21 protein-coding genes are annotated in these 24,288 nt (G+C 64.8%); 11 read left to right on the top strand and 10 right to left on the bottom strand.

Features of this window, described 5'->3' with window-relative positions; translation table 11 throughout:
• Positions 1-211: 211 nt before the first annotated feature.
• Together EN850_RS09120 and EN850_RS09115 are read left to right on the top strand one after the other, a co-directional pair.
• The gene (locus EN850_RS09120; RefSeq protein WP_136091058.1) at positions 212-2,215 is read left to right on the top strand and encodes a PhoX family phosphatase; all 2,004 of its coding nucleotides are present in this window, start codon (positions 212-214) and stop codon (positions 2,213-2,215) included.
• Between the two features lie 130 nt (positions 2,216-2,345).
• Positions 2,346-2,570, top strand: coding sequence for a hypothetical protein (locus tag EN850_RS09115; protein ID WP_127276434.1), 225 nt, complete (start codon positions 2,346-2,348; stop codon positions 2,568-2,570).
• On the opposite strand, the gene EN850_RS09110 is transcribed toward EN850_RS09115, so the two are convergent.
• A complete protein-coding gene (locus EN850_RS09110) occupies positions 2,562-3,746 on the bottom strand; it encodes an NAD(P)/FAD-dependent oxidoreductase (RefSeq protein ID WP_136091057.1) in 1,185 nt (394 codons plus the stop codon). The two genes, EN850_RS09115 and EN850_RS09110, sit on opposite strands and share 9 nt — an antisense overlap.
• Positions 3,747-4,189: 443 nt before the next feature.
• Here EN850_RS09110 and EN850_RS09105 point away from each other — a divergent pair, with 443 nt between their 5' ends.
• A complete protein-coding gene (locus EN850_RS09105; protein WP_127276438.1) occupies positions 4,190-5,227 on the top strand; it encodes a phosphatidylglycerol lysyltransferase domain-containing protein in 1,038 nt (345 codons plus the stop codon).
• Between the two features lie 79 nt (positions 5,228-5,306).
• Here EN850_RS09105 and EN850_RS09100 read toward each other — a convergent pair whose 3' ends face one another.
• Both EN850_RS09100 and EN850_RS09095 read right to left on the bottom strand, forming a co-directional pair.
• On the bottom strand, positions 5,307-6,086 hold the full coding sequence (locus EN850_RS09100) for an ABC transporter permease (RefSeq protein WP_127276440.1): 780 nt from the start codon (positions 6,084-6,086) through the stop codon (positions 5,307-5,309).
• Positions 6,083-7,009, bottom strand: coding sequence for an ABC transporter ATP-binding protein (locus EN850_RS09095; protein ID WP_135930772.1), 927 nt, complete (start codon positions 7,007-7,009; stop codon positions 6,083-6,085). The genes EN850_RS09100 and EN850_RS09095 overlap by 4 nt, the downstream gene beginning before the upstream one ends.
• Before the next feature lie 295 nt (positions 7,010-7,304).
• Between EN850_RS09095 and EN850_RS09090 the strand changes: the two genes are divergently transcribed.
• Complete coding sequence (locus tag EN850_RS09090) at positions 7,305-8,666, top strand: cytochrome ubiquinol oxidase subunit I (RefSeq protein WP_136091056.1); 1,362 nt, start codon at positions 7,305-7,307, stop codon at positions 8,664-8,666.
• A 279-nt stretch (positions 8,667-8,945) separates the two neighbouring features.
• Entirely contained in the window at positions 8,946-9,950 is a 1,005-nt protein-coding gene (locus tag EN850_RS09080) for a cytochrome d ubiquinol oxidase subunit II (RefSeq protein WP_136091055.1), read from the top strand.
• A gap of 45 nt (positions 9,951-9,995) precedes the next feature.
• Here the strand turns inward: EN850_RS09080 and EN850_RS09075 are convergent, their stop codons facing one another.
• Positions 9,996-12,584, bottom strand: coding sequence for an AAA family ATPase (locus EN850_RS09075; protein ID WP_136091340.1), 2,589 nt, complete (start codon positions 12,582-12,584; stop codon positions 9,996-9,998).
• Positions 12,585-12,807: 223 nt separating this feature from the next.
• Here EN850_RS09075 and EN850_RS09070 point away from each other — a divergent pair, with 223 nt between their 5' ends.
• The 3 genes from EN850_RS09070 to EN850_RS09060 all read left to right on the top strand — a co-directional run bounded on the left by EN850_RS09070 (position 12,808) and on the right by EN850_RS09060 (position 13,901).
• Positions 12,808-13,083 (top strand): DUF4242 domain-containing protein, encoded by a 276-nt coding sequence (locus tag EN850_RS09070; RefSeq protein ID WP_135918009.1) that lies wholly within the window; start codon positions 12,808-12,810, stop codon positions 13,081-13,083.
• The gene (locus tag EN850_RS09065; RefSeq protein WP_135918010.1) at positions 13,058-13,324 is read left to right on the top strand and encodes a hypothetical protein; all 267 of its coding nucleotides are present in this window, start codon (positions 13,058-13,060) and stop codon (positions 13,322-13,324) included. Before EN850_RS09070 ends, EN850_RS09065 begins: the two co-directional genes overlap by 26 nt.
• A gap of 76 nt (positions 13,325-13,400) precedes the next feature.
• Positions 13,401-13,901 carry a hypothetical protein gene (locus EN850_RS09060; protein ID WP_127871052.1) on the top strand — a complete coding sequence of 167 codons (501 nt, stop codon included), beginning with the start codon at positions 13,401-13,403 and terminating at the stop codon, positions 13,899-13,901.
• A 166-nt stretch (positions 13,902-14,067) separates the two neighbouring features.
• Here EN850_RS09060 and msrA read toward each other — a convergent pair whose 3' ends face one another.
• The 4 genes from msrA to EN850_RS09040 form a co-directional block, all read right to left on the bottom strand.
• Positions 14,068-14,793 carry a peptide-methionine (S)-S-oxide reductase MsrA gene (gene msrA / locus EN850_RS09055; RefSeq protein WP_136091054.1) on the bottom strand — a complete coding sequence of 242 codons (726 nt, stop codon included), beginning with the start codon at positions 14,791-14,793 and terminating at the stop codon, positions 14,068-14,070.
• A gap of 233 nt (positions 14,794-15,026) precedes the next feature.
• Positions 15,027-15,344, bottom strand: coding sequence for a hypothetical protein (locus EN850_RS09050; RefSeq protein WP_135918013.1), 318 nt, complete (start codon positions 15,342-15,344; stop codon positions 15,027-15,029).
• 113 nt (positions 15,345-15,457) lie between these two features.
• The gene (locus tag EN850_RS09045) at positions 15,458-16,162 is read right to left on the bottom strand and encodes a DUF1223 domain-containing protein (RefSeq protein ID WP_136091053.1); all 705 of its coding nucleotides are present in this window, start codon (positions 16,160-16,162) and stop codon (positions 15,458-15,460) included.
• A gap of 362 nt (positions 16,163-16,524) precedes the next feature.
• Positions 16,525-17,607 carry a pilus assembly protein TadG-related protein gene (locus EN850_RS09040; protein WP_136091052.1) on the bottom strand — a complete coding sequence of 361 codons (1,083 nt, stop codon included), beginning with the start codon at positions 17,605-17,607 and terminating at the stop codon, positions 16,525-16,527.
• Positions 17,608-17,813: 206 nt separating this feature from the next.
• Here EN850_RS09040 and lepA point away from each other — a divergent pair, with 206 nt between their 5' ends.
• The 3 genes from lepA to EN850_RS09025 all read left to right on the top strand — a co-directional run bounded on the left by lepA (position 17,814) and on the right by EN850_RS09025 (position 20,841).
• Positions 17,814-19,619 (top strand): translation elongation factor 4, encoded by a 1,806-nt coding sequence (lepA, locus tag EN850_RS09035; protein ID WP_136091051.1) that lies wholly within the window; start codon positions 17,814-17,816, stop codon positions 19,617-19,619.
• 213 nt (positions 19,620-19,832) lie between these two features.
• Positions 19,833-20,345 carry a hypothetical protein gene (locus EN850_RS36300; protein ID WP_189522259.1) on the top strand — a complete coding sequence of 171 codons (513 nt, stop codon included), beginning with the start codon at positions 19,833-19,835 and terminating at the stop codon, positions 20,343-20,345.
• Positions 20,346-20,424: 79 nt separating this feature from the next.
• The gene (locus EN850_RS09025) at positions 20,425-20,841 is read left to right on the top strand and encodes a hypothetical protein (protein WP_136091050.1); all 417 of its coding nucleotides are present in this window, start codon (positions 20,425-20,427) and stop codon (positions 20,839-20,841) included.
• Positions 20,842-21,437: 596 nt separating this feature from the next.
• Here EN850_RS09025 and EN850_RS09020 read toward each other — a convergent pair.
• Entirely contained in the window at positions 21,438-23,078 is a 1,641-nt protein-coding gene (locus EN850_RS09020) for an ABC transporter substrate-binding protein (protein ID WP_136091049.1), read from the bottom strand.
• A 433-nt stretch (positions 23,079-23,511) separates the two neighbouring features.
• On the bottom strand, positions 23,512-24,009 hold the full coding sequence (secB, locus tag EN850_RS09015; RefSeq protein ID WP_136091048.1) for a protein-export chaperone SecB: 498 nt from the start codon (positions 24,007-24,009) through the stop codon (positions 23,512-23,514).
• Positions 24,010-24,288 lie beyond the last annotated feature (279 nt).

The raw sequence follows: 24,288 nt of genomic DNA, 5'->3' as shown, positions 1-24,288 counted from the left end.
AACACGTGGTGACCGGAAGCGACCTCCGACCGTTGCGTTTGTCTCCCAGGACCTTTGCAGGCGCAAGACTGGACTAAAGTCCGAGGTCCGGCGTGAAAAATGGTGTCGTGAGGCCGCGGCAGCGCCGATACCTTGTCACGAAAATGTGATCAGCCGACTGTAAGGCGGTCGATCAGGCAACAAGCTCCAGCCAATCCAGCCAGAGGCTCTCATGACCGAACATTGCTCCCCCGACGCCCGATTCCGCACCAGCCTGCTCGAGGAAAACGAAGGCCCGGCCAACAATCCCAGCGAAAACCGCACGATGGGCGAGATCATCGCCGCGCGGTTTTCGCGCCGGGGCTTCCTCAAGGGTTCGCTTGCCGTCTCGGCGATCGCCGCCACCGTCAGCCCGCTGGCGATGATCGCCGCCGACGATGCCCGCGCCGCGGAAAGCTCGGCCTTCAAGTTCGACGAGTTGGAGGCCGGCATCGACGACAAGCACCATGTCGCGCCGGGCTACGACGCCGATGTGTTGCTTCGCTGGGGCGATCCGCTGTTTGCCGATTCGCCGGAATTCGATCCGACCAAGCAGTCGGCACAAGCCCAGGCCAGGCAGTTCGGCTACAACAACGACTATGTCGGCTACATCGCGATCGATGGCTCGGCGGAACATGGCCTGCTGGTGGTCAACCACGAATACACCAACCCGCATCTGATGTTCCCGGGCATCGTCAAGATCGTCGAGAAGGACGGCAAGAAGGCGGCCGAGGTGGCGCCGCTCTCGAAGGAGCAGGTCGATGTCGAGATGGCCGCGCATGGCGGCACCATCGTCGAGATCCGCAAGGACGGCGGCAAATGGCAGGTTGTGCGTGACGGCAAGCTCAACCGCCGCATTACCTCCAACACCGAGATGGCGCTGTCCGGCCCGGTCGCCGGCCATGACCGCGTCAAGACCAATGCCGATCCGTCCGGCACGAAAGTCTTCGGCACGATCAACAACTGCGCCGGCGGCGTCACGCCCTGGGGCACCTATGTGATGGCCGAGGAGAACATCCATGGCTATTTCTCCGGCGAGCTGCCGGAAGGCCACAAGGAAGCCGCCAACTACAAGCGCCTCGGCATCCCGGAAGGCGCCTATGAATGGGGCACGCATTACGACCGCTTCAACCTCGCCAAGGAACCGAACGAGCCCAACCGCTTCGGCTGGATCGTCGAAGTCGATGTCAACGACCCGAATTCGGTGCCGCGCAAGCGCACCGCCATGGGCCGCTTCAAGCATGAGGGCGCCGAATCGATCGTCGCCAAGGACGGCCGCGTCGTCTTCTATCTCGGCGACGACGAGCGCTTCGACTATGTCTACAAATTCGTCACCAAGGGCATGTTCAATGCCGGCGACCGCGCAGCCAACAAGGACCTGCTCGACGACGGCACGCTGCATGTCGCCAAATTCGCCGAGGACGGCTCGGTCGAATGGATGCCGATCGTGTTCGGCCAGGGTCCGCTGACGGCGGAAAACGGCCTTGCCGGCCAGGCCGACGTGCTGATCGAGACGCGCCGCGCCGCCGACCTGCTTGGCGCCACCAAGATGGACCGGCCCGAAGACATCCAGCCCAATGCCGGCAACGGCAAGGTCTATGTCATGCTGACCAACAATTCCAAGCGCAAGGCCGATCAGGCCGACGCCGCCAACCCGCGCGCCGGGAATGCCTTCGGCCACATCATCGAGATCGTCGAGGACGGCGGCGATTTCGCCGCCACAAAGGGCAAGTGGGAAGTGCTGCTGAAATGCGGCGACCCGTCGGTGGCCGATGTCGGCGCCACCTTCTCCACCGCGACGACGGCCAATGGCTGGTTCGGCATGCCCGACAATTGCGCGATCGATTCGGCCGGGCGCCTGTGGGTCGCCACCGACGGCCAGGGCCCGAAGGCCACCGGCCGCACCGATGGCCTATGGGCGGTGGACACGGAAGGATCGGCGCGGGCGACCTCGAAACTGTTCTTCCGGGTGCCGATCGGCGCCGAGATGTGCGGCCCGCTGTTTACGCCGGACGATCAGACCGCCTTCGTCGCCGTCCAGCATCCGGGCGACGGCGGCGAGGACTGGGACGCGTTTGGCCGGCCCTCCTACTATGAGGACCCGTCGACCCGCTGGCCCGATTTCAACCCCGACATGCCGGTGCGGCCGGCGGTCGTGGCGATCACCAAGCAGGGCGGCGGCAAGATCGGCGTCTGACAGCGAGACAAAACGAGAGGGGCTTCGGCGATCCGCGGCCCCTCTTTTTTGCGCGGCATTGCATTCAAGCCTCGGGAAAGATTGGTAATTTACACATGGCGCCCTAAATCGCGATCAGGAGATCATCGCCATGCCCAAGTCGATCTACGACCGTGGCCTGCTCAAACCTGACGAAGTGGCCACGTTGCAACGTGTCTTCGATGAGGCCTGCCGCCGACGGCAAGCGCATCCCGAATCCACGGAGGCGCGTGAATTGGCGCTCACCTTGCTTGCCCTCTACAATGCCGGCATGGTCGACGAGGAGATGCTGACCGAGGCCGTCGGTTTCCGGCGGCTGGAGCCGAAATCAGCGTGAGGTGCCCGGCTGGCCGGGACCGGCGATGCGCCTGGCTATCGCCTTGGCCAATATGCCGGCATTGGCGAAGCAGCCGCGGATGCTCGGCCGCATGCCGGTGAACCACAGGCCCGGCAGTTTCGGATCGGCCTGGCCGCCGTTGAAGAGCGGAACGCCTTTCTCGTCGAGCACGCCGAGATTGCCGACCATGCGCTCCAGGCCGGTGCGGTAGCCCGTCGCGGCAATGACGATGTCGGGAGCGATCAGGCTGCCATTGGCCAGCATGACGCCATCGCGGGTGAACTCCCGTATCCCCGGCACCACCAGGATCCTGCCCGATTTGATGGCCTTGACGGCGCCATCATCGGCGGCGATCGCGGTGTAGTCCGAAGTCAGACGGCTGGCGCCGCCGGCAGGTGCCCGCGGCATGCCGAATTTGGTGAGATCGCCGAAAACCAGGCGCTGCGTCACCGCCATGACCGCATCGGCGACGCGCAGCGGCAAGCGCGCCATGAACGGCGAGAGGCGGTGCACGGCGATCTTGCCGATACGCTTGGGCAAGAGGGCGGGGCCGTTGCGGGCCGACAGCCAGATAGCGGCGGTATCGATGCCCGCCAGATGATTGAGGGCATCGAAGCCCGAATTGCCGGCGCCGACAACCAGCACCTTCTTGCCCGCATAGGTGTGGGCGTCGCCAAAATCGGCCGAATGGATGATCCGGCCCGCGAACGCTTCCATGCCCTTCCATTGCGGCGTGTAGGGCTCCCTGTCGCGGCCGGTTGCGACAACGACATGACGCGCCAGGCGCGAGCCGGCGCTGGTGCGCACGATCCAGTGGTCGCCCCCGGGGATGATGGCCTCGACGGAAATGCCAAACTCGACCGGCAAATGGTTCGCCTCATGGAAATCGTTCATATGGCGGATGACGACATCCCGGTGCGGAAAGGCGGGAGTACCCTTGGGATAGGTGAGGCCGGGCAGCGCCGAGAGATCGCGGTGGGTATTGAGGTGCAGCTGTTCGTGGCGCCGACGCCAGGGCTCGGCCAGCCGGCTTTCCTTCTCCAGGACCACCGTCGCCACGCCGGCCTTCATCAAGGCCCGCGCGACAGCCAGCCCCGCGGCGCCGGCGCCAATGACGATCGCCGGCTCGACAGCCAGCAACTGCTCCATCATCGTCCCGGGTGTCGTGTCAGCCATTCACACTCGAATCCCATTCGCCCTTGCGGCAACCCCGAAGGCACGCAGGCCGCTGTAACAGTTTGATCGCGCGCCGAGCCCGAACGGCAAATCGAAGCCGATTTTCAATGGGCCTGCGCCGAGCCGTGGTCTCGCCCCGGAGCATTCCGCCGCCGGGCGAAAACTACCGGATCGCGCAACCGCGGCCAAAACCACGACATGAAACGGTTGCCCGCTTCTGTCCGAATACATCCAGCCCTATATGGCATATCGGCGGCATCGGCGATAACCAGGTCGCGGCAAAGTGATTGATTCGAGGTCCGGGGGCTGGTGGACCTCTTCTGACGATGCAGGAATTCGAACCCGTAACCGACTCGGCTTCCCGCTAGAAATCAAGGCGCCACGGCGGTCTTGCGTGCCATTCAAGGCATGCGGCGCCGCAGACGGCACGCGGAATCTCGACCATGCCCTCCTTGCGGATCTATTTCGACAACATCCTCGAGGGCGCCTCGCCCAAGGTCGAGCGACTGGCGCTGACGCATGTCGAGCGGCTGGCGCTGGTGCGCCGCTATGGCGATTTCTCGCTCGCCTATTCCACCGCCGCGCAGCGCAAGCTTTCCTATTTTGGCGACGCCGACGGCTACATCGCCTTCGGCACCAAGATGAGGCATCATTTCGCGCTCGGCGATCCGGTGGCGGCGCCGGCGCAGCGGCCCGATTATATCAGACGCTTCGTCGAGCGTGCCGGCGGCCCATGGTTCGTGCAGATCGGCGAACAGACCGCCCAGGTCCTTGCCGGACTCGGCTACAAGGTCAACCGGCTGGGCATCGACACCCGCCTTGTCCTGCCCGACCATGATTTTTCCGGCAAGCGCAACGAGACCGTGCGCTATTCCGAGCGCTGGCTGCTGAAGAAAGGCTTTTCGTTCGAGGAGGACAAGCGCACGATCCATCTCGACGAGATCTCCCGGCTCTCCCAAAACTGGCGCGGCGACCGTATCGTCAAGCGCTGGGAGATGGGTTTTCTCAACCGTCCGTTTTACGAGCAGCTCGGCACCGACATGCGCCGTTTCGTCCTGCACGGTCCCGATGGCGACCTGGTCGCCCTGCTCGACTTCGATCCGCTGTTCGCCGACGGCAAGGTGATCGGCTACACCACCGCCTTCAAGCGCAAGCATATCGATGCCTCGCCGCATGCCGAGATCGGCCTGACCAAATTCGCCGTCGACCGCTTTCGCGAGGAAGGCGTTTCGGTGGTGACGCTCGGCCTGTCGCCGCTGGTCGATGTCGGCCCGAGCGGATTTGCCGAAAGCGAGTTCTGGCGCAACACCTTCCAGCGCGCCTACGACTCGCCCTGGATCAACCGCCGCAGGTTCAACCTGCAGGGACAGGCGGCATTCAAGCGCCGCTTCCATGGCGCCGAGGAGCCGGTCTATATCGCCTTTCGCGAGGGGGCCTACATCGAGATGCTGGGGCTGCTGCGGCTGGTCAAGGCCATCTGAGATCCGCCGATATTCAGGTGAGGCCGGCCTGCGCTGAATCTCACAAATCTCGGCTGCGGCTCAGGACGCCTTCAGCCGATCAGTTGCGCAGCCGGTAGCCGGTCCGGAAGATCCAGGCGACGATCGCGATGCAGGCGGCCAGGAACACCAGCGTCATGCCGAGACTGATGCCGACCGAGACGTCGGCCTTGCCGTAGAAACTCCAGCGAAAGCCGCTGATCAGGTAGACCACCGGATTGAACAGCGTAATCGTCTTCCAGATGCCTGGCAGCATGTGGATCGAATAGAAACTGCCGCCGAGGAAGGTCAGCGGGGTGACGATCAGCAGTGGCACCAACTGCAGCTGCTCGAAGCTTTTCGCCCAGATGCCGATGATGAAGCCGAACAGGCTGAAGGTGACCGCCGTCAGGATCAGGAAGGCGAGCATCCAGAACGGATGCTCGATCTGTAGCGGCACGAACAGCGAAGCCGTCGCCAGGATGATCAGGCCGAGGATGATCGACTTGGTCGCTGCCCCACCGACATAGGCAATGACGATCTCCAGATAGGAGACCGGAGCTGACAAAAGTTCGTAGATCGAGCCGACGAATTTCGGGAAATAGATGGCGAAGGAGGCGTTAGAGATCGACTGCGTCAAGAGCGACAGCATGATCAGTCCCGGCACGATGAAGGCGCCGTAGCTGATGCCGTCGATCTCGGTGATGCGCGAGCCAATGGCCGAGCCGAAGACGACGAAATAGAGCGATGTCGAGATGACCGGCGAGATGATGCTCTGCAGCACGGTGCGGAACGCACGCGCCATCTCGACCCGGTAGATCGCCCATACCGCGCGAAAATTAGGGGCCGCACGCAGGTTCATGGCTCTTGCCTCAGGAGATTGACGAAGATCTCTTCGAGCGAGCTGTTCTTGGTGTCGAGATCGCGGAACTGGATGCCGGCCGCCTCGAGATCCCTGATCAGCGAGGCGACGCCCGGCCGGTCGCTCTGGTTGTCATAGGTGTAGGTGAGTTGGGTGCCGTCCGGCGACAGTTCGAGCGCGTAGTGCGAGAGCCCATCGGGCACGCTGGCGAGCGGCGCGCGCAGCTCCGCCGTCATCTGCTTGCGGCCGAGCTTGCGCATCAGTTCGGCCTTGCCTTCGACCAGGATGATTTCGCCGCGGTTGATGACGCCGACGCGGTCGGCCATGGCCTCGGCTTCCTCGATATAGTGCGTGGTGAGGATGATGGTGACGCCGTCCTCGCGCAACCGGCGCACCATCTCCCACATGTCCTGGCGCAGCTCGACGTCGACGCCGGCGGTCGGCTCGTCGAGGAACAGGATGCGCGGCTCGTGCGACAGCGCCTTGGCGATCATCAACCGCCGCTTCATGCCGCCCGACAGGGTGATCGCCTTGGCGTCCTTCTTGTCCCAGAGCGACAGATCGCGCAGCACCTTCTCGACAAAGGCCGGATTGGCCGGCTTGCCGAACAGGCCGCGGCTGTAATTGACCGTTGCCCAGACGCTCTCGAAGGCGTCGATGGTGAGTTCCTGCGGCACCAACCCGATCAGGCTGCGCGCGGCGCGATAGTCCTTGTTGATGTCGTGCCCGTCGACCGTGACGGTGCCCGACGAGCGGTTGACGATGCCGCAGACGATCGAGATCAGCGTCGTCTTGCCGGCGCCGTTGGGGCCGAGCAGGGCGAAAATCTCGCCCCGCTGGATATCGAGATTGACTTCCTTGAGCGCGGTGAAGCCGGTGGCGTAGGTCTTGGAGACCCCGGAAATGGACAGAATGGAGGGCATGGTTGAAAACGGCTGCCTGAAAGAGGTGACTTCATATAGGCCTGTTGTCGCCCGGTGCAACCGCAAGTCAATGCCGCTGCTGCCAGTTCTCGACACCGGGGCGCGGGCAGCCTGAAGACAGATCGCCTGCATCCGGTAAAATTGTCCTGTGGCGTTCAGCCTCGCGGCAGGACGCCGCTTTGACCTGCCCCCGCTTCGGGCCTATCCTTCGCCAGTATTGGAGCAATTCCAGGAAAAGTGTAAAGAGGTTTTCTGCCCGGAGTTGCGTCGAAATAATAAGCAGCCGGAGCCCGCCATGGACCCGCTTATTCTCTCGCGCATGCAGTTCGGCGCGAATATTTCGTTTCATATCCTGTTTCCGACGATCACCATTGCCCTTGGCTGGGTGCTGCTGTTCTTCAAGCTGCGTTATAACGCGACCAATGATTCCGCCTGGATGCGCGCCTATTTCACCTGGGTGAAGGTGTTCGCGCTGTCCTTTGCCATGGGCGTGGTTTCGGGCGTCACCATGAGCTTCCAGTTCGGCACCAACTGGCCGGGCTACATGGAGCATGTCGGCAACATCGCCGGACCGCTGCTCGCCTACGAGATCCTCACCGCCTTCTTCCTCGAAGCGGCCTTCCTCGGCATCATGCTGTTCGGCTTCCGTCGCGTTTCCAACCGCGTCCACACGCTGGCGACGGTGCTGGTCGCCGGCGGTACCACGCTGTCGGCCTTCTGGATCATCGCGCTCAATTCCTGGATGCAGACCCCGGCCGGCTTCGAGATGCGCGATGGCGTGGCACATGCCGTCGACTGGTGGGCCATCGTCTTCAACCCGTCCATGCCCTACCGGCTGGTGCACATGCTGCTCGCCTCGGGGCTTACGGTCTCGTTCCTGATCGCTGGCCTGTCGGCGCTGCGCTACCTCAAGGGCGACCGTTCGGAATCGATGTGGAAGGCGCTGCGCACCGGCGTCTTCACCGCCGCCGTCCTGATCCCGATCCAGATCCTGGCCGGCGACCAGCATGGGCTCAACACGTTGGAACACCAGCCGCAGAAGATCGCGGCCATGGAGGCCAACTGGAACACCGGCCCCAACGTGCCGCTGGTGCTGTTCGCGCTGCCCGACGAGGCGGCGAAGGAAAACAGATTCGAGGTCGCGATTCCGGATGGGGCCAGCCTTATCCTGCGGCACGGCACCGACGGCGTGGTGCCAGGGCTGAACGACTACCCCGGCAACCACCCGCCGGTCTTTCCGCTCTTCTGGAGCTTCCGCATCATGGTCGGCACCGGGCTTTTGATGCTCGCCGTCTCGTTGTCGGCCGCCTTCTTCCTCAAGCGCCGGCATTCGCTGCCCAGGCCGCTCGCCCTGCTGATGGTGCCGATGGCGCTGTCGGGCTGGCTGGCGACACTGGCCGGCTGGTACACGACCGAGATCGGCCGCCAGCCCTGGCTGGTGACCGGCGTGCTGAAGACCGCCGACGCCGTCGGTCCGGTGGCCGGCAGCCATGTCGCGCTGACGCTCGCCATCTATCTCCTGCTCTACCTGCTTTTGCTGATCGCCTATCTCGGCGTGCTGGTGCACCTGGCGCTGAAGGCGGCCAAGGATGGCGATTCATCGCCGCTGCCGGGCGTGATGAAGACGGCCATGTCGCAACCGGCGGCGGGGGAGTGAGCATGCTTTCATCGCAGGTCCGCGCCGCCCCTCACCTGCCTGCCGGCATCCTCTCCCCGTATAGTGACGGGGAGAGGGGCGCCGTCGTCGCCGATTTCGCTTCTCGTCAGCGTTGCTGGAGGGGTGCCGACGTTGCGGCCAGCCCACTTCTCCCCGCCACTATACGGGAAGTGCCCGGCAGGGCGATGAGGGCGGCGCCAACCCCGACAATCGATTTGAAACGATCGCTTCAAGCGGTAAGGCCGTGCACCCGGCCCATCGCGGCTGGGAGATATCCCGATGACCTATGACTGGCCAACCCTGCTCCCCCTCATCTTCGCCGGCCTGATGGGCCTCGCCATCCTGATCTATGTCATTCTCGACGGGTTCGACCTCGGGATCGGCATCCTGTTCGCCGCCGCCGAGGACACCGAGCAGGACACGATGATTGCGGCAATCGGCCCGTTCTGGGACGCCAACGAGACCTGGCTGGTGCTGGCCGTCGGCCTGCTTCTGGTCGCCTTTCCGCTGGCGCATGGCGTCATCCTCACCGCGCTCTACATTCCCGTCTTCGTGCTTTTGGTCGGGCTGATCCTGCGCGGCGTCGCCTTCGATTTCCGCGCCAAGGTGCCGGCGGGGAAAAAACATCGCTGGAACCGTATTTTCTTCCTGGGTTCGGTCATCGCCTCGCTGGCGCAGGGCTACATGCTGGGCGTCTACGTGCTCGGCCTCGATGTCGGGCTGGGCGGCATGGCGTTCGGCGTGCTGGTGGCGTTCTGCCTGGCGGCCGCCTACGCGGCGATGGGCGCTGCCTGGGTGATCTACAAGACCGAAGGCGAGCTGCAGAAGAAGGCTGTGCGCTGGCTGCGCACGGCACTGGTGCTGACCGCGCTCGGCATGGCCGCAGTGTCGCTGGCGACGCCCTTCGCCAGCCCGCGCATCTTCGACAAATGGTTCGTCTGGCCGCAGATGCTCTATCTGTCGCCGCTGCCGATCCTGTCGGCGCTGCTGTTCCTCTGGCTGTGGCGGCAGACCTTCCACCTGCCGAGGCCCGACGACCGCCATGCGCTGACGCCGTTCCTGACGCTCGCCGCCATCTTCGCGCTCGGTTTTGCCGGGCTGGCCTGGTCGTTCTATCCGTTCGTGGTGCCCGATCGCCTGACCATCTGGCAGGCGGCATCGGCCACCGAGAGCCTGGCGATCATCCTGGCCGGCACCGTGGTGGTGCTGCCGGTGATCATCTTCTATTCGTTCTATGCCTACCGCGTGTTCGGCGGCAAGGCGACGGATCTGACTTACGATTGAGGCTCTGCCTGCGAGCAGGGCGGGCGGCGAATCAAGCGTGCCGGCTCAGATCAGCCCGCTGTCGCGCGCGGCGGCGGTGGCCTCGCCGCGCGACACGGCTTCCAGCTTGCCCAGCACCGCCGAGACATGGTGGTCGACCGTTTTGGGCGAAATGGCGAGATGCTCGGCGATGCGCTTGTTGGACAAGCCGCGCTCGATCAGCTGCAGCACTTCCATCTGGCGCTCGGTCAGGCCGGCGCGGTTGGCGCGCGTGGCGCGGCGCGGGCCACGGGCGATGTGAATGACGCCGCTTCGGCGCATGATGTCGCGCACGTGCTGGGCGACCGGCCGGGCGCCGAGCCCCTCGAATATCTCCAGCGCCACCCGCTGTGCGGCTTCGTCGCCCTGGGCAAGCGCCAATGCGCGTTCGTAAGGCGTGTCGAGCTCGGCCCAGGCGGCAGCCGCGCCACGCCAGTCCCCGGTGAGCAGCATCCTGTAGGGCAAGGCCATGCCGGCCGTGTCTCCGGGATCGACATCCGGTACCAGCATTCGCCGCCAGACGGCCAGTTCGGCAAAGACGGCCCGCGTCGGTGACAGGCCTTCGGCAAGCCCGATGAGCCGCAGCGCCTCGTGCTTGTCCGCCTGCCCGAGCCAGGCCTGTTCGGCAACCACCGCCGCGTAGGGCAGCAGCCGCTGCAGCTCGATGCCCTTTTCCAGGAACCGCTTCATCTCCGCCAAAAGCGGCTCGGCCGATGGGTCGCCGCGCCGAAGGCGCAGTTTCGCCAGCGCCACCAAAGCGGGATAGCGCACCAGGGCCGTGGCCTGATCGTTGCCAATCACATCCAGCGCCTCGGAAGCCGCCTCATCCCAGCATCCCTGACGCAGCCGCAATTGCGCGCGCACGCCGTGCATATAGTCGCGCCATGTCGCCAGATCGTTCTCGACGCAGTAATCGATGCCGCGATCGAGGAAGGATTGGGCCTCGCGATAGTCGAGCTGGTTCATGCCGCCACAAGCGCAGTTGGTGAAGGCGCGTGCCGCGTGCTCCTGAAAATTCTTCTGCAGCGCGATTTCGAGGCTGCGGGCAAGATGCCGCCGGCTGCTGGCCAGATCCAGCCACTGCTCGGCGGCGCCGACATTGTTGAGGGCGTGGCAGACGACATCCGGCCGGTTCAACCGTTCGGCGAGCTCCATCGCCCTGGAGCCCAGCGACAACGCTTCGTGCAGTCTCTCGGCCAGCATCGCCAGCTGCGAAAGGTTCGAATAGGCCATGGCAAGCTCGGCACTTGGCCCAACGCTCTCCAGCAACGCGACCGCCTGGGCGCCGAACCGGTCGGCGGCCTGCCGGTCGCCCAGGAGATAGGCGAAGCGGGACAGCCATCTGAGGCTGTCGCCTTCTTTCAGACCGTTGCCGAGCGCCTGCTGCAATGCGCGCGCCTTCTCCTGCGCCTCGATGGCGTCGTCGATGCGCGCGATCAAATGGCACTCGAAGGCATATTGCTCGTAAAGCCCGGCGCGCTCTTGCGCGGGCAAGGTGTCGGCCTGGCGCAAGGCGACCTCATAATAGCCGGTGGCGTCGCGATGGGCGCCAACGCGGGAGGCCTCGCGCGCCGCGACCGGCGCCAGTTCGCGCACCGTCTCCAGATTGTGCGCCTCCACCGCGTGATGGACCAGCCGCGCGGTGGCGACGTCGCCCCTTTCGAGCAGCGCCGACAGCGCGCGCTGGTTGAACGCCCGTCGGTGGCTGGTCGTCAGCATCGTCTCGATGGCGTGGCGGGCGATCTCGTGGCGAAACGCATAGGCGTCGCCCAGATCGTCCAGCAAACCGTTGGAGACGCATTCCGCGAGCTGGCCGGCACTGGCCACGCCGCACAGGCCCGCCAGCGCCCAGGCGTCGGCGCGCCTGGGAAATACCGAGACGGCGTCGAGCATCGAGCGGGCACCGGCCGACAGACGTTCGGCGCGCGCCAGCACCGCGTCGCGCACGCTGGCCGGCAATGCCGTTTCGCATTCGCAGCTCAACAGTTCGGTGACGAAAAAGGCGTTGCCGGCGGTCGCCCGGTAGATGGCATCGCCGTCACGGCCGGCGGCGCCGGCGAGCGACAGCACCGCCGCCTCGCTCAAAAGCGGCACGTCGATGCGTGCGACGCTTGCGGCCGGGATTTCGCCCAGCGCGCGGCGCACGCGCATCTGGCCCTCGCTGCGGTCCGTGCGCGCCGTCAAAAGCAGCAGGATGTGGGTGTTGGCGATGCGGCGGCCGAGAAAGCGGACGAAGTCGAGCGTCGCGTCATCGGCCCAGTGCAAATCCTCGATCACCAGAATGGTCGCGCCCGCTGTCGCGTCGAAGACGTCCAGCGCGTCGGAAAACAGCGGCAGCCGCTCTCCCCGCCGCGCGTCGACGGCTTGCGGCATTGCCCATTGCGCCTCTCGCGCAAGGTCGTAGAGCGGCCCGAGCGGATCGGGAATCGACAGGTCTTCGCAGGCGCTGCGCAAGATGCGGGCCCGCGCACCGGCTTCGCCGATGAAGGCCTCGACAAGCGCCGACTTGCCGGCGCCCGCTTCGCCCGACAACGCCGCCACGTGACCGCGGCCGCGGCCGGCCTGTGCCAGCAAGCCGTCCAATTGCGCCAGCTGTGTCTGCCGTTCCAGAAGCATGGTCATCGGCTCACGTGATCCTGGTTGCGGCCGCCGCGCCCCAACTCGACCGCCAGGGTATCCGGGCTCGGTATCTGCTGTGTGGCTCCTGGACTAAACGCCGTTAACATGGGGAATCGTCCCGCCAAACATAGGGAAAGGTTCCGATGCGCGCCGTTGACAGGCGTGATCATGTCCAGCCGCGCTCAATTCGAGCGTGTCCAATGGAAAAGGGAACCTCGATATGCCCCGCTATGTGGTTGAACGTACATTTCCTGCCGGCCTCAGCGTGCCGATGAACGATGCCGGCGCCGATGCACTGGCCGGAGTGATCATGCGCAACGCTGAGAAGGGCGTCACCTGGGTGCAGTCCTTTGTGTCGCCCGACAAGAAGCAGAGTTTCTGCATCTATGACGCGCCTTCGCCGGAGGCGATCCGCAGCACCGCCCAGAAGAACTCCCTGCCCGTCGACAAGATCACGGAGGTGCGGGTTCTTGACCCTTACTTTTATCGCCCATGAAGGTCCGGCCGCCCAGCGCAATGGCGGCATGCCCGACATGCCGGCCAACGACGCGATGCCTGCCCTGGGAGATGATCGCCGGGCGTGGGGCGTGCCCCGCCGCCTGCGGCGGATCGTGTCGGCGCTTTCCGCGCACTTGCCGGGCAGGCGCCGGCCACCGGAAGGCGACTATCTGAGGCGCGACATCGGCCTGCCGGAGCGCGAAGAGCTGCCCCACTACTGGGACTTCACCCGGTTATAGCCACCGATACGCCCGGCCATACCGCTTCGCCGCGAGGAGCGGGTGCTCCCGCGCGCATCAACAACGAGGAGAGAAAATGAACATCCATCTGTGGACCAGACATCTCATCAACCTGTCGATCCTGTCGATCGCGGCCACGGCGGCGAATGCCCATGAAACCGGCGCGCTGGACGAGAAGGTGCGGGCGGCCAATAGCCGCTTCGAGAATGTGGCGATGGCGACCGCCGAAGGCTACGCGCCGATCGCATGCGCCAGCGGCATCAGCGGCGGCGCGATGGGCATCCACTACGTCAATGCCGCCTATCTGAAGGACGACGCGATCGATGTCGCCAAGCCGGAGGCGGTGATGTACGAGCCGATGTCCGACGGCAAGCTCAGGCTTGTTGCCGTCGAATACATCACCTCGAAAGGTCCGGCATCGCTCGGAGGGCAGCTGTTCAACTTCAACAGCGCACCCAACCGCTACGGCCTCGGGGCTTTCTACGAACTGCATGTCTGGGCGTGGAAGAAGAACCCGACCGGGACCTTTGCCGACATGAACCCCGATGTGTCGTGCGATGCGATGAAGGCCATGTAGGCACAAAATCTCCCCCCTCGAGGGGGAGATGTCGCCGTAGGTGACAGAGGGGGTCGCCGGACGTAAGGCGCTAGCCTTCTTCTGTCGCAACAGGTCGAGCCCGGTCGGACCGACCCCCTCTGGCCGCTTCGCGGCCATCTCCCCCTCAAGGGGGGAGATTAGGCACTCAGTTGCTCGCCGACAGCACCAGCACCGGCTTTTCGCTGTAGAGCGCCGGGAACAGCGTCTTCAAATTCGCCACCTTGGGCAGGTCGTTGTAGACGATGTAGGGGTAGGTCGGGTTCAGTGTCAGGAAGTCCTGGTGGTAGTTTTCGGCCGGGTAGAAGGTCTTGCCGGTTTCCAGCGTGGTGACGATAGGCTCGGAAAACACCTTGGCCTTGTCGAGCTGGACGATGTAGATCTGCGCGATCTTCTTCTGCGCGTCATTCTCGGCGAAGATCGTCGAGCGGTACTGGGTGCCGGAGTCCGGTCCCTGGTAGTTGAGCTGGGTCGGGTTGTGGGCTACCGAGAAATAGACCTGCAGCAGCTGGCCGTAGGTGACGACGGAGGGATCATAGGTGATCTCGACGGATTCGGCATGGCCGGTGCGGCCGGTGCCGACCGTCTCGTAGACGGCGTCGTCCTTGGCGCCGCCAGTATAGCCGGAAACCGCCTTGCTGACGCCCTTGACGTGCTGGAACACGCCCTGCACGCCCCAGAAGCAGCCACCGGCGAAGATTGCCTTTTCGCTGCCGGGGGCCGCCTTTTCGTCGATTGCCGGCGGCGGGATTTTCACCGCGTCCTCGGCGGAGATGGCCGGCGTCAGCCAGAAGGCGGCGCCCGCGACGGCAAGGGCGAGTGCGGCGAGCGCGCCCCGGACAAGACCGGCCGAACGGTTGTTGGTGTTGGTCATGGTTGCACTCCTCATGGCTTCCCCCGTTGATCAGTAATTTGGGGGATCAGTCTATTGGATCAGCTACGGTGGCGCGATGCGCGAGTTGCGGCGGCGCCTCACATTCGCGTGCGCCGGGACTTTCGCCTTGACGTAGTCCCCGACGCAAAACCGCTTCAAGCCTTTGCCGGGATTGTTCCAGCGACTGTCCCCGGCTGGACAGGGAGCCCGCCGGGGACAGCCACGCGCCAAGCTCAATTGGCGGTGGCATCCGTTGCCGGCTTCATGGCATCGGTCGCCGGTTTCATCGCGTCCGCGGCGGGCTTCATCGCGTCCGCGGCGGGCTTCATGGCATCGGCGGCGGGCTTCATGGAGTTGGTGGCCATCGGGTCGGCCGGCTTCATCGCATCGGTTGCCGGCTTCATGGCGTCCGCGGCCGGCTTCATGGCGTTGGCGGCGGGTTTCATCGCATTGGTGGCATCATCGGCGCGCGCGATGCCGCCGGCAAACAGCGCGGTCGAGCACAGAGCGAGCGCGAGCGCCGGCAGCGTCAGGCGGGAGAAATTGGTCATGATCGGTTTCCTTGTGGGGTTGGTGGCACGCCCTTTTGGACGGCCGGGGTCTTGCGCCGCCGCCCATGCGGTGGCGCAAATCTGTGCTCGGCAAATCTCTGCTCGAACGCGATCTAGTTGGCGGCGGCGGCCAGGATCGGCCCGCCGCCGGGCGACTGCACCAGCACGGCGGTGCTGAGGCCGCCCGAGGCTGCCGGCAGATCGAGCGTCTTGGCCTCGCCGCTCCAGCTGCCGAGTTTTGTCAGCGCGTGCACGACATTGGCGTGCGGCAAGGTGCGGCCGGTGTTTTCGCCGCGCGCCACCGGCACCTCGACGACACCCTTGGTGTAGCGCACCAGCCAGACATCGGCCTTGCCGCCCGGTGCCGCGCCGGCGCCGATCGCGACCTTGCCGCCGTCGAGCGAAAGCGACGGACCGCCGGTCTTGGCCGTGGCAGTGATCAGACGTTCGATCTCACCGGGTGCGGCGCCGACGACGTCGGCATGGCCGTTGACCACTACTTGCGGCGTGAACGGCCCGTCATGGCCGAGCGGCGGCTCGTAGGAAACCTGGCGCTGGGTGAATTCCTGCTTGCCGAACGTGTCCTTCCAGCCGAGATAGTCCCAATAGGTGACGTTGAACGACAGCGCGAGCACGCCGGGCCGGTCCTTGACCTTGATGAGGTTGGCATTGGCCGGCGGACAGGACGAGCAGCCCTGGCTGGTGAACAGTTCGACCACGCTGAGCGGCTGGGCTGCCGCCGCGCCGAGCGAGGCGGCGAGCGCCAGAGCGGCGAGGCCGGACAGTGCGAGGACCCTGCTTGAGATGACTGGCGACATCGGCTTGCTCCCTGGGAGGGCGCCACGATGCGCCCGTCATATCCCCACTTCGCCGCCACTTGCCGCTTCGTTACAACGCTCACCGGTTTGTGATTGAAGAGCGCCTGCCCCTCTTCCTTGCGGCGCTGGAGATTGGCGAAAACGGTCGCGCGTCCAATCTCCCCCCTTGTGGGGGAGATGTCCGGCAGGACAGAGGGGGGCGCCGTAGAGCGCCTACGCCCGCGCTTCTAAACAGATGTCGGCGCGCGGGGGAGATGGCCGGTCGAACCAGGGCGGATATCGTGGACCTGGCAAGGTCGGCGGGACAGCGCCCCCCTCTGGCCTGCCGGCCATCTCCCCCACGAGGGGGGAGATCGGCAGTGTTACTGCGTCAGCGCGGTGTCCGAGGGCCGCTTGTTGAAGTCGCACTTGCCGGTCACGTTGTAGAAGAAGTCGGCGTTGCTGACCGGCGCCGGGACCGCGTTGCCGCCGTCTTCCCAGGCCTGATAGGCTGTCGAACCGCAAGGCACGAGGCCGAAGATATCGACGACCTGGCCGGTCGCGATCTCATTGTAATTGATAGCGTTGGTCTGCGGATCCTTGATCCCGCTGTAGAGCCGGTTGGAGGTGGTCGGATCATTCGTCTTGAGATATTGCGGGTTGCCTGATGGCACATACATCTGCAGACTGAGGCCACCCATCTGGCTGACATCGATGGACGCGCCGGTGCCATCGGCGGGATACATCGTGTCGACACAGTAAAATTTTGTCTGGAACTTGTCGGTCTGGATCACCGCACCGGCGGGCGGGTTGGAGCCGGCGAGCTTGCAAACCTGCGTCTGGGCCACCGTGGTGACGGTCTTGCCGGTCGAATCGGTCGTAAGGATGCTGGTGGTGGTGGTGCCATAGCCCTTCGGGTCTCCGGTCTTGCCATAGACGTAGTCGATCGTCATCAGCGGCTTGGCCGTCGTCGCACCGAATTGCGTGCCGTAGAGCGTCATCTTCTTGTTCCAGTAGCCCGATACGCCGGTGACCTTGAAGTTGGCCGCGACCAGCGCCGGCGGTTTGCTGACCCCCGAGGCCACCGCGATCGGCACGGTGTCGATCCTGGCGATGGTCATGAAAACGGTCGGCATGGCGAAACTTGCCGTGGCCCGCGCGGTGGTCGCGGTGGCGGTGGTCCCAGCGACGAAGCTGGTCAGCGTCGCTGTGCCTTGTCCGCCGTTGGCGATGAAGGAATCCTGCAGCATCGTCTGGCGCTGCGGCAGCGTCGACGTGGTGTCCATGGTGGTGATCGTCAGGATCGCGGCATCCAGCGCCTGCTGCTGATTGGACCTGGTCTGGACCGCGCCGGTGTAGTCGACCGAGAAGCCGACGGCCGCGATCAGCGGCATCAGGCTCACCAGGAAGAGCGGCATCATCGACCCGCCGCGGGAACGGGCAAAGCCACTTGCAAGCTTGAACATTTCCAACCCCCAACAGGCATTAGCGAGCGTGCGATTACCACGCAGCCGGCAAACCAAGGTCTAATCTGAACGATTAAAGTTTATGCATCGTTGGCGCGCAGACCGGTTTTTCGATTCTTTTGCCGATTTCACCGCTTTGTGTGCGGCGGGCAGCCCTTGGGCGCCAAGCCTTGCCGCCGCTTGCCGCCCCTGCTAAAGCGCGCGGCATGAGCACGCCCCTCGACCACATCCGCAATTTTTCCATCGTCGCCCATATCGACCATGGCAAATCGACGCTCGCCGACCGCCTGATCCAGTCGACCGGCGGGCTGGAGCTGCGCGACATGAAGGAGCAGGTGCTGGACTCGATGGACATCGAGCGCGAGCGCGGCATCACCATAAAGGCGCAGACGGTGCGGCTGAAATACCGCGCCAACAATGGCGAGGACTATATCCTCAACCTCATCGACACGCCCGGCCATGTCGACTTCGCCTATGAAGTGTCGCGGTCGCTGGCCGCCTGCGAAGGTTCGCTGCTGGTCGTCGACGCCAGCCAGGGCGTCGAAGCGCAGACGCTCGCCAATGTCTACCAGGCGATCGACAACAACCACGAGATCGTCGTGGTGCTGAACAAGGTCGACCTGCCGGCCGCCGAGCCCGAGCGCATCCGCGAGCAGGTCGAGGAGGTGATCGGCATCGACGCGTCGGGCGCCGTGCTGATCTCGGCGAAGACCGGGCTGGGCATCCCCGACGTGCTCGAAGCCATCGTCCACCAATTGCCGCCGCCGCGCGAGGGCGACGCCACGGCACCGCTGAAGGCGATGCTGGTCGACTCGTGGTACGACGCCTATCTCGGCGTCATCGTGCTGGTGCGCATCCTCGACGGCGTGCTGAAGAAGGGCCAGACCATCCGCATGATGGGCACGGGCGCCAAATACCTGGTCGAGCGCACCGGCGTGTTCACGCCCGCCCGCATCAATGTCGAGGAGCTCGGCCCCGGCGAATTCGGCTTCTTCACCGGCTCGATCAAGGAAGTGGCCGACACCCGCGTCGGCGATACCATCACCGAGGACAGGCGCCAGACCGCGCATGCCTTGCCCGGCTTCAAGCCGGCGCAGCCGGTGGTGTTCTGCGGCCTGTTCCCGGTCGACGCCGCCGATTTCGAGGACCTGCGCGCCGCCGTCGGCAAACTGCGCCTCAACGACGCCAGCTTCTCCTATGAAATGGAAACCAGTGCGGCGCTGGGCTTCGGCTATCGCTGCGGATTCCTTGGCCTGTTGCATCTCGAAATCATCCAGGAGCGGCTGGAGCGCGAGTTCAACCTCGACCTGATCGCCACCGCGCCATCGGTCGTCTATCGGCTGCTGCTCAATGACGGCTCGGTCAAGGAACTGCACAACCCGGCCGACATGCCCGACGTGGTGAAAATCTCGGCCATCGAGGAACCGTGGATCCGCGCCACTATCCTGACCCCCGACGACTATCTCGGCGGCATCCTGAAACTCTGCCAGGACCGGCGCGGCATCCAGGCCGACCTCTCCTATGTCGGCAAGCGCGCCATGCTGACCTACGACCTGCCGCTCAACGAGGTCGTCTTCGACTTCTATGACCGGCTGAAATCGATCTCCAAGGGCTACGCCTCCTTCGACTATCACCTGACCGACTACCGCGAGGGCGATCTGGTGAAGATGTCGATCCTGGTCAATGAAGAGCCGGTCGACGCGCTCTCCATGCTGGTGCACCGCACGGCGGCCGAAAAGCGCGGCCGGCAGATGTGCGAAAAGCTGAAGGAGCTGATCCCGCACCACCTCTTCAAGATCCCGATCCAGGCCGCGATCGGCGGCAAGGTCATCGCGCGCGAAACCATCTCGGCGCTGCGCAAGGACGTCACCGCGAAGTGCTACGGCGGCGACGTCTCGCGCAAGCGCAAGCTGCTCGACAAGCAGAAAGAGGGCAAGAAGCGGATGCGGCAGTTCGGCAAGGTGGATATTCCGCAGGAGGCGTTTATCCAGGCGCTGAAGATGGGCGATTGAGGGGTCCGGCCTCCGGCCCGAGGCAGCGGGTCCCACCCCAGTGCGGGTGACGGGACATCCCTGGATACCTACCGCCTTTCCTTTCGCCGGACACGTCCAAGCTCGCCAAAATCAATTTGAACTGGGCTAACGCGCTTCACACCGGACGGCGGACCGCCCCTTTGAGTATACTCCGTTCCGACGTATCCTCCCCCTAGCTTGGGGAGACACCACATGCGCACCACCCTCGACACCATCGCCTCCATCGGTCTCGCCATAGGCGGCATCTTTGGCCTTGCCGGCACCTTCGTGGCGAGCGATGCGCTGCGCGAGACGCTGTGGGCGATCGACGGGGTGGCGCTGGTGGTGGCGACCGCGCTGCTGACGATGAAGTATCAGCGACTCGGCAATGATTGCGTCGCCGCGGGCTTCCTGACCTTCCTTGCCGGCGAGAGCCTGCTTCTGGCCGGCAATGCGGCCGGGTTGCAGGCCAGCGTGCCTTCCTATGTCGGCGGCATCTCGCTTTGGGCGGCGGCGCTGATCCTGGTCAGCGTGCCCAACACTTTTGCGCTGTGGATGCGGATCACCGGGCTCATTGCCGCCGTGCTGTTCCTGGTGTCGGTGGGCATGGTGCTGTGGGGCGCGCCCTTGCAGCCGACCTCGGCGCCGCTGCCGGCGGCCGGCTATCCCTTCCTGGTGCTGACCTTCATCGGCTGGATCTGGACCTTGCTGAAGCCCGACCGGTGAGTGCGCCCCCATGTCCGCCCCCGTCGAACTCCGCAACAGTCCCACCAACAAGTTCTCTTCCGTCGCAGGGTCGTTGCTGATGGCGGCGATTTTTGACTTCTATACGCTGAAGGGGCTGGCCAACGGCGCCGATGGCGGGCGGGTGTTTTTGGTGGCGTTGCTGACGCTGGGTTTCCTCGGGTTCGGCGGCTACATGGTGCGCGGCGCCTTCGACACCTCGGTCAAGGTGGTGCTCGACGAAAACGGTTTTCGCGATCGCCGCCTCGGCGACGTGCTGGTGCCCTGGCACAGGGTGCAAAGCGTGCGCCTCTCCTCCTCCGGCAAGGGCTCGGGCATGGTCAGTTTCGAACTGACCGGTGAGCCGTCCGACGCGCTGGCCAATGCGCTATTCGGCGGGAACACCGTGCGCATGGAGGTCAACTCGCTCGACATGAGCGGGCTGGACATTGTCGCCGCGATCAAGCGGCTGGCGCCGCATGTGGCGGTGACGGGGTAGGCTCTCCCTTCCCGCCCTTGTGGGGGAAGGTGTCGCTGAAGGCGACGGACCAGGGGTGCGCGACGGAGTGAGACGTTGACGGTTTCGCGCCTATCCGATGCGTTATCGAGGCGATCAGGGTGTTCGCGCCGCATGTGAGGATCACAGGTTAGGGTAAAGACGACGAAGGTTGGTGCTGCCCCTCACCTGCCTGCCGGCATCCTCTCCCCGTATAGGGACGGGGAGAGGGTGCTGTGGCCGACGCTTTCGCCAATTATCAGCGCTGCAAGAAAAGTGCCGGCGTTGCGGCCAGCCCCTTTCTCCCCGTCCTATACGGGGAGAAATGCCCGGCAGGGCAATGAGGGGCGGCGCTGGCGCTGAAGGTGGCGCAGGGCGCGGCGCTTCTTCCTTCCTCCCTTGTGGGGGAAGGTGGATCGGCGCGCCAGCGCCGAGACGGATGAGGGGTGTTCCAGCTTGGCGATGCCGGAAAGATAGGCGCGGACTCAAACCTTTAGATACGAAGGCCTCGCTCCGTGGCGCACCCCTCATCCGTCTTGCCGCTTCGCGGCAATCCACCTTCCCCCACAAGGGGGGAAGGAAGAGGCGCCGCGCTAGCCTCAGCTTTCGATCCAGACCTTCTCGAAGTGCTGTTCCAGCGCCTGGTGCTGCTCACATCCTTCGACGCCCTTGCGGTAGGTGCGGTAGACCGAGCGCCAGTAGGGTTGGATGATGATGCCAGAATCGCGCAGATTCTGCTCGATCTCGGCCATGATCTCCTTGCGGGCCTTGGCGTCGGGCATGGCCAGCGCCTTGTCGAGCAGCGCGTCGAATTCTTTCGAGGCATAGGCGCTTTCGTTCCAGGCGGCGCCGGATTTGTAAGCCAGCGCCAGCACCTGGACGCCGAGCGGGCGGCCGAGCCATTCGGTGCAGGAGAAGGGGTATTTGCTCCAGTCGTTCCAGAAGGTGGCGGCGGGCAGCACGGTGCGCTTGATCTTGAGGCCCGCCTCGCGCATCTGGGCGGCGATGGCATCGCCGGTGCTCTTTTGCCATTCGACGTCGACCGAGATCAGCTCGTACTCGTGGTCCGCCTTGCCGGATTCGGCGAGCAGCTTCTTGGCCTGCTCGACATCGCGCTTGGCCGGGCCGATATCGGCAAACTCAGGATGCATGGGGCCGACATGGTGGTTGTCGGCGGGCTTGCCCCGGCCGTCGAGGCCGAGCTTCAGCACGGCGGCATTGTCCACCGCGAGCTGGGCGGCGCGGCGCACCTTGACGTCGTCATAGGGCGCATTGGCGACATTGAAGCGGGCGACGATGGTCGAGCCGGTGGCGATCTCGGAATTTTTCAGCCCCATCTTGTCGGTCTGCGCGACGGCGTCGGAGGCGGTTTCGTGGTCGGTGTCGATCTCGCCGGATTCGAACGCCGACAGCATGGCGTTGGGGTCGGAGCCGTAGTCGATCCACTGGATGCCATCGAGATGGAACTCGCCCTTCCACCATGGCTTTTCCCGGCGCTTCACTTCCGCACCCGTTTCGGCGTCCCATTTCACCAACTCGCAGGGGCCGGTGGTGATCGCCAGCGCCTTCAGCGGATCGCCGTCGCCGTCGTAGGAGCGGTGCATGATCAGCGCGGGATAATCGGCCATGCCGGCGATCAGCGAAATGTCGGGCTTCGGCAGATTGAGTTTTATGGTGAAGTCGTCGACCTTCTCGATGCCGCCATCGACCACCTTCTTGGTGTCGGCATTGACCAGCGCGCCCATGCGCGCGGCGACCGAATTGCCGGCGACGCCGGCCTCGCACCAGCGGGTGAGGTTGTGGACGACATCGTCGGCATTGAAGGCGTCGCCGTTCGACCAGGTGATGCCCTTGCGCACATGCAGGGTCAACGTTTTTGCGTCGTCGCTCATCTCCCATTTTTCGAGCAGCCAGGGCTCGAAGGAGAAATCGGTGTTCCAGCGCACCAGATATTCGTTGCAGTGGCGCGCGACATTGGACATTTCGACACCGTCGAAGGTGCGCGGATCCTTGAAGCCCTTGACGTTCATGGCGACGCGCAGGGTGCCGCCCTTCTTGGGTTCGGCGGCGCGGGCCGGGGCCGCGGCGATGCCGCCCAAGGCAAAGGCGCCGGCGGCGCTGACGCCGAGGCCAGCCATGAGCGCCAGATATTCGCGGCGGCTGATGCCGCCCGTCTTGAAATCCTCGGCGACAGGTCTGGCTTGCGGGTGGAGCTTGCGGTCGGTCAGCATGAATTTCATCGTCGTTCCCTCTTTTGTTGGGCGTCCCGACCGATCGCCAACGCGGGGGCGGCTGCGACCGCCGGGACGCCTTTGCCTGAGGGCGCGATGATAGGGCTGGGGGATCGAGGGGAGTGTTCTGGAATCCGCAGGACTTGTGCGGTGCTCCGCTCGCGACTTCGTCATCCACGGGCGGAGCAGCCGCGCAGCGGCGTCGCGCAGACCCGAGGATCCATGCCGCGACCTCGCCGACTGGCGCAGCGGAGCAGAACCTGGACCGTGGCAACGCTTCAGAGTCCCGGCATGGATCCCTTGGGCTGCGGAGCAGCTCCAGGGGTCTGCGCCGCGTCGCTGCGCTCCTTGCTTCGCCCTAGGATGACGAAGGGAAGAGGCGGCCCACAACAAAAAACCCGGCGAGGCCGGGTTTTTCAAAGCGATCCCTGTCAGCCGAGCGTCAGCTCACCTTGGTCTGCGAGGCGGCCTGGTCCTCGGCGATCTTCTGCTGGAACATCTGCGCGAAATCGATCGGGTCGAGCATCAGCGGCGGGAAGCCGCCATTGCGCGTCGCCTCGGCGATGATCTGGCGGGCGAAGGGGAACAAAAGGCGCGGGCATTCGATGAACAGGATCGGCAGCATGTGCTCCTGCGGGAAGCCCGAAATGGCGAAGACGCCGCCATAGATCAGCTCGACGTTGAACAGCACTTCCTGGTCGAAGGAAGCCTTGGCGTTCAGCGTCAGGTTGACGTCGAACTGCTTGTCGGAGAGCGGGTTGGCGTTGACGTTGACGTTGATGGCGATGCCGGGCGCCTTGTCGCGGCCGCGCAGCGAGTTGGGCGCGCCGGGGCTTTCGAAGGACAGGTCCTTGACATACTGGGCCAGCACGTTGAGCGACGGCTGCGCCGCGCTGCCATTGCCGTTGGCGCCGACCGGCGCGTCATCATTGCTGGCCATGAGCCGATATCCTTTTCCCCTGGGCAGTCTCGCTCACCGAATTGAATCGGGGCTGACCGAATTGAAATCGGGCGTTCGCTACCATGGCCGGCATGACAAGACAAGGTTTGCCGCCTTGTGGTGGTGGGGCGATCGTGGCGGACGCTTCGTGCGGGGAAGATCATCGCGGGAGGCCGGCGCCGCCCCTCACCTGCCTGCCGGCATCCTCTCCCCGTATAGTGACGGGGAGAGGGGTGCTGTGTCCGATGGTTTCGCCAATCATCAACGTTGGAAGGATGC

The sequence above is a fragment of the Mesorhizobium sp. M8A.F.Ca.ET.207.01.1.1 genome (assembly GCF_004794715.1).
GTDB lineage: Bacteria > Pseudomonadota > Alphaproteobacteria > Rhizobiales > Rhizobiaceae > Mesorhizobium.
The sequence above is the reverse complement of the archived record's forward strand: the minus strand, read 5'-3'. Positions and strand labels throughout refer to the sequence as shown.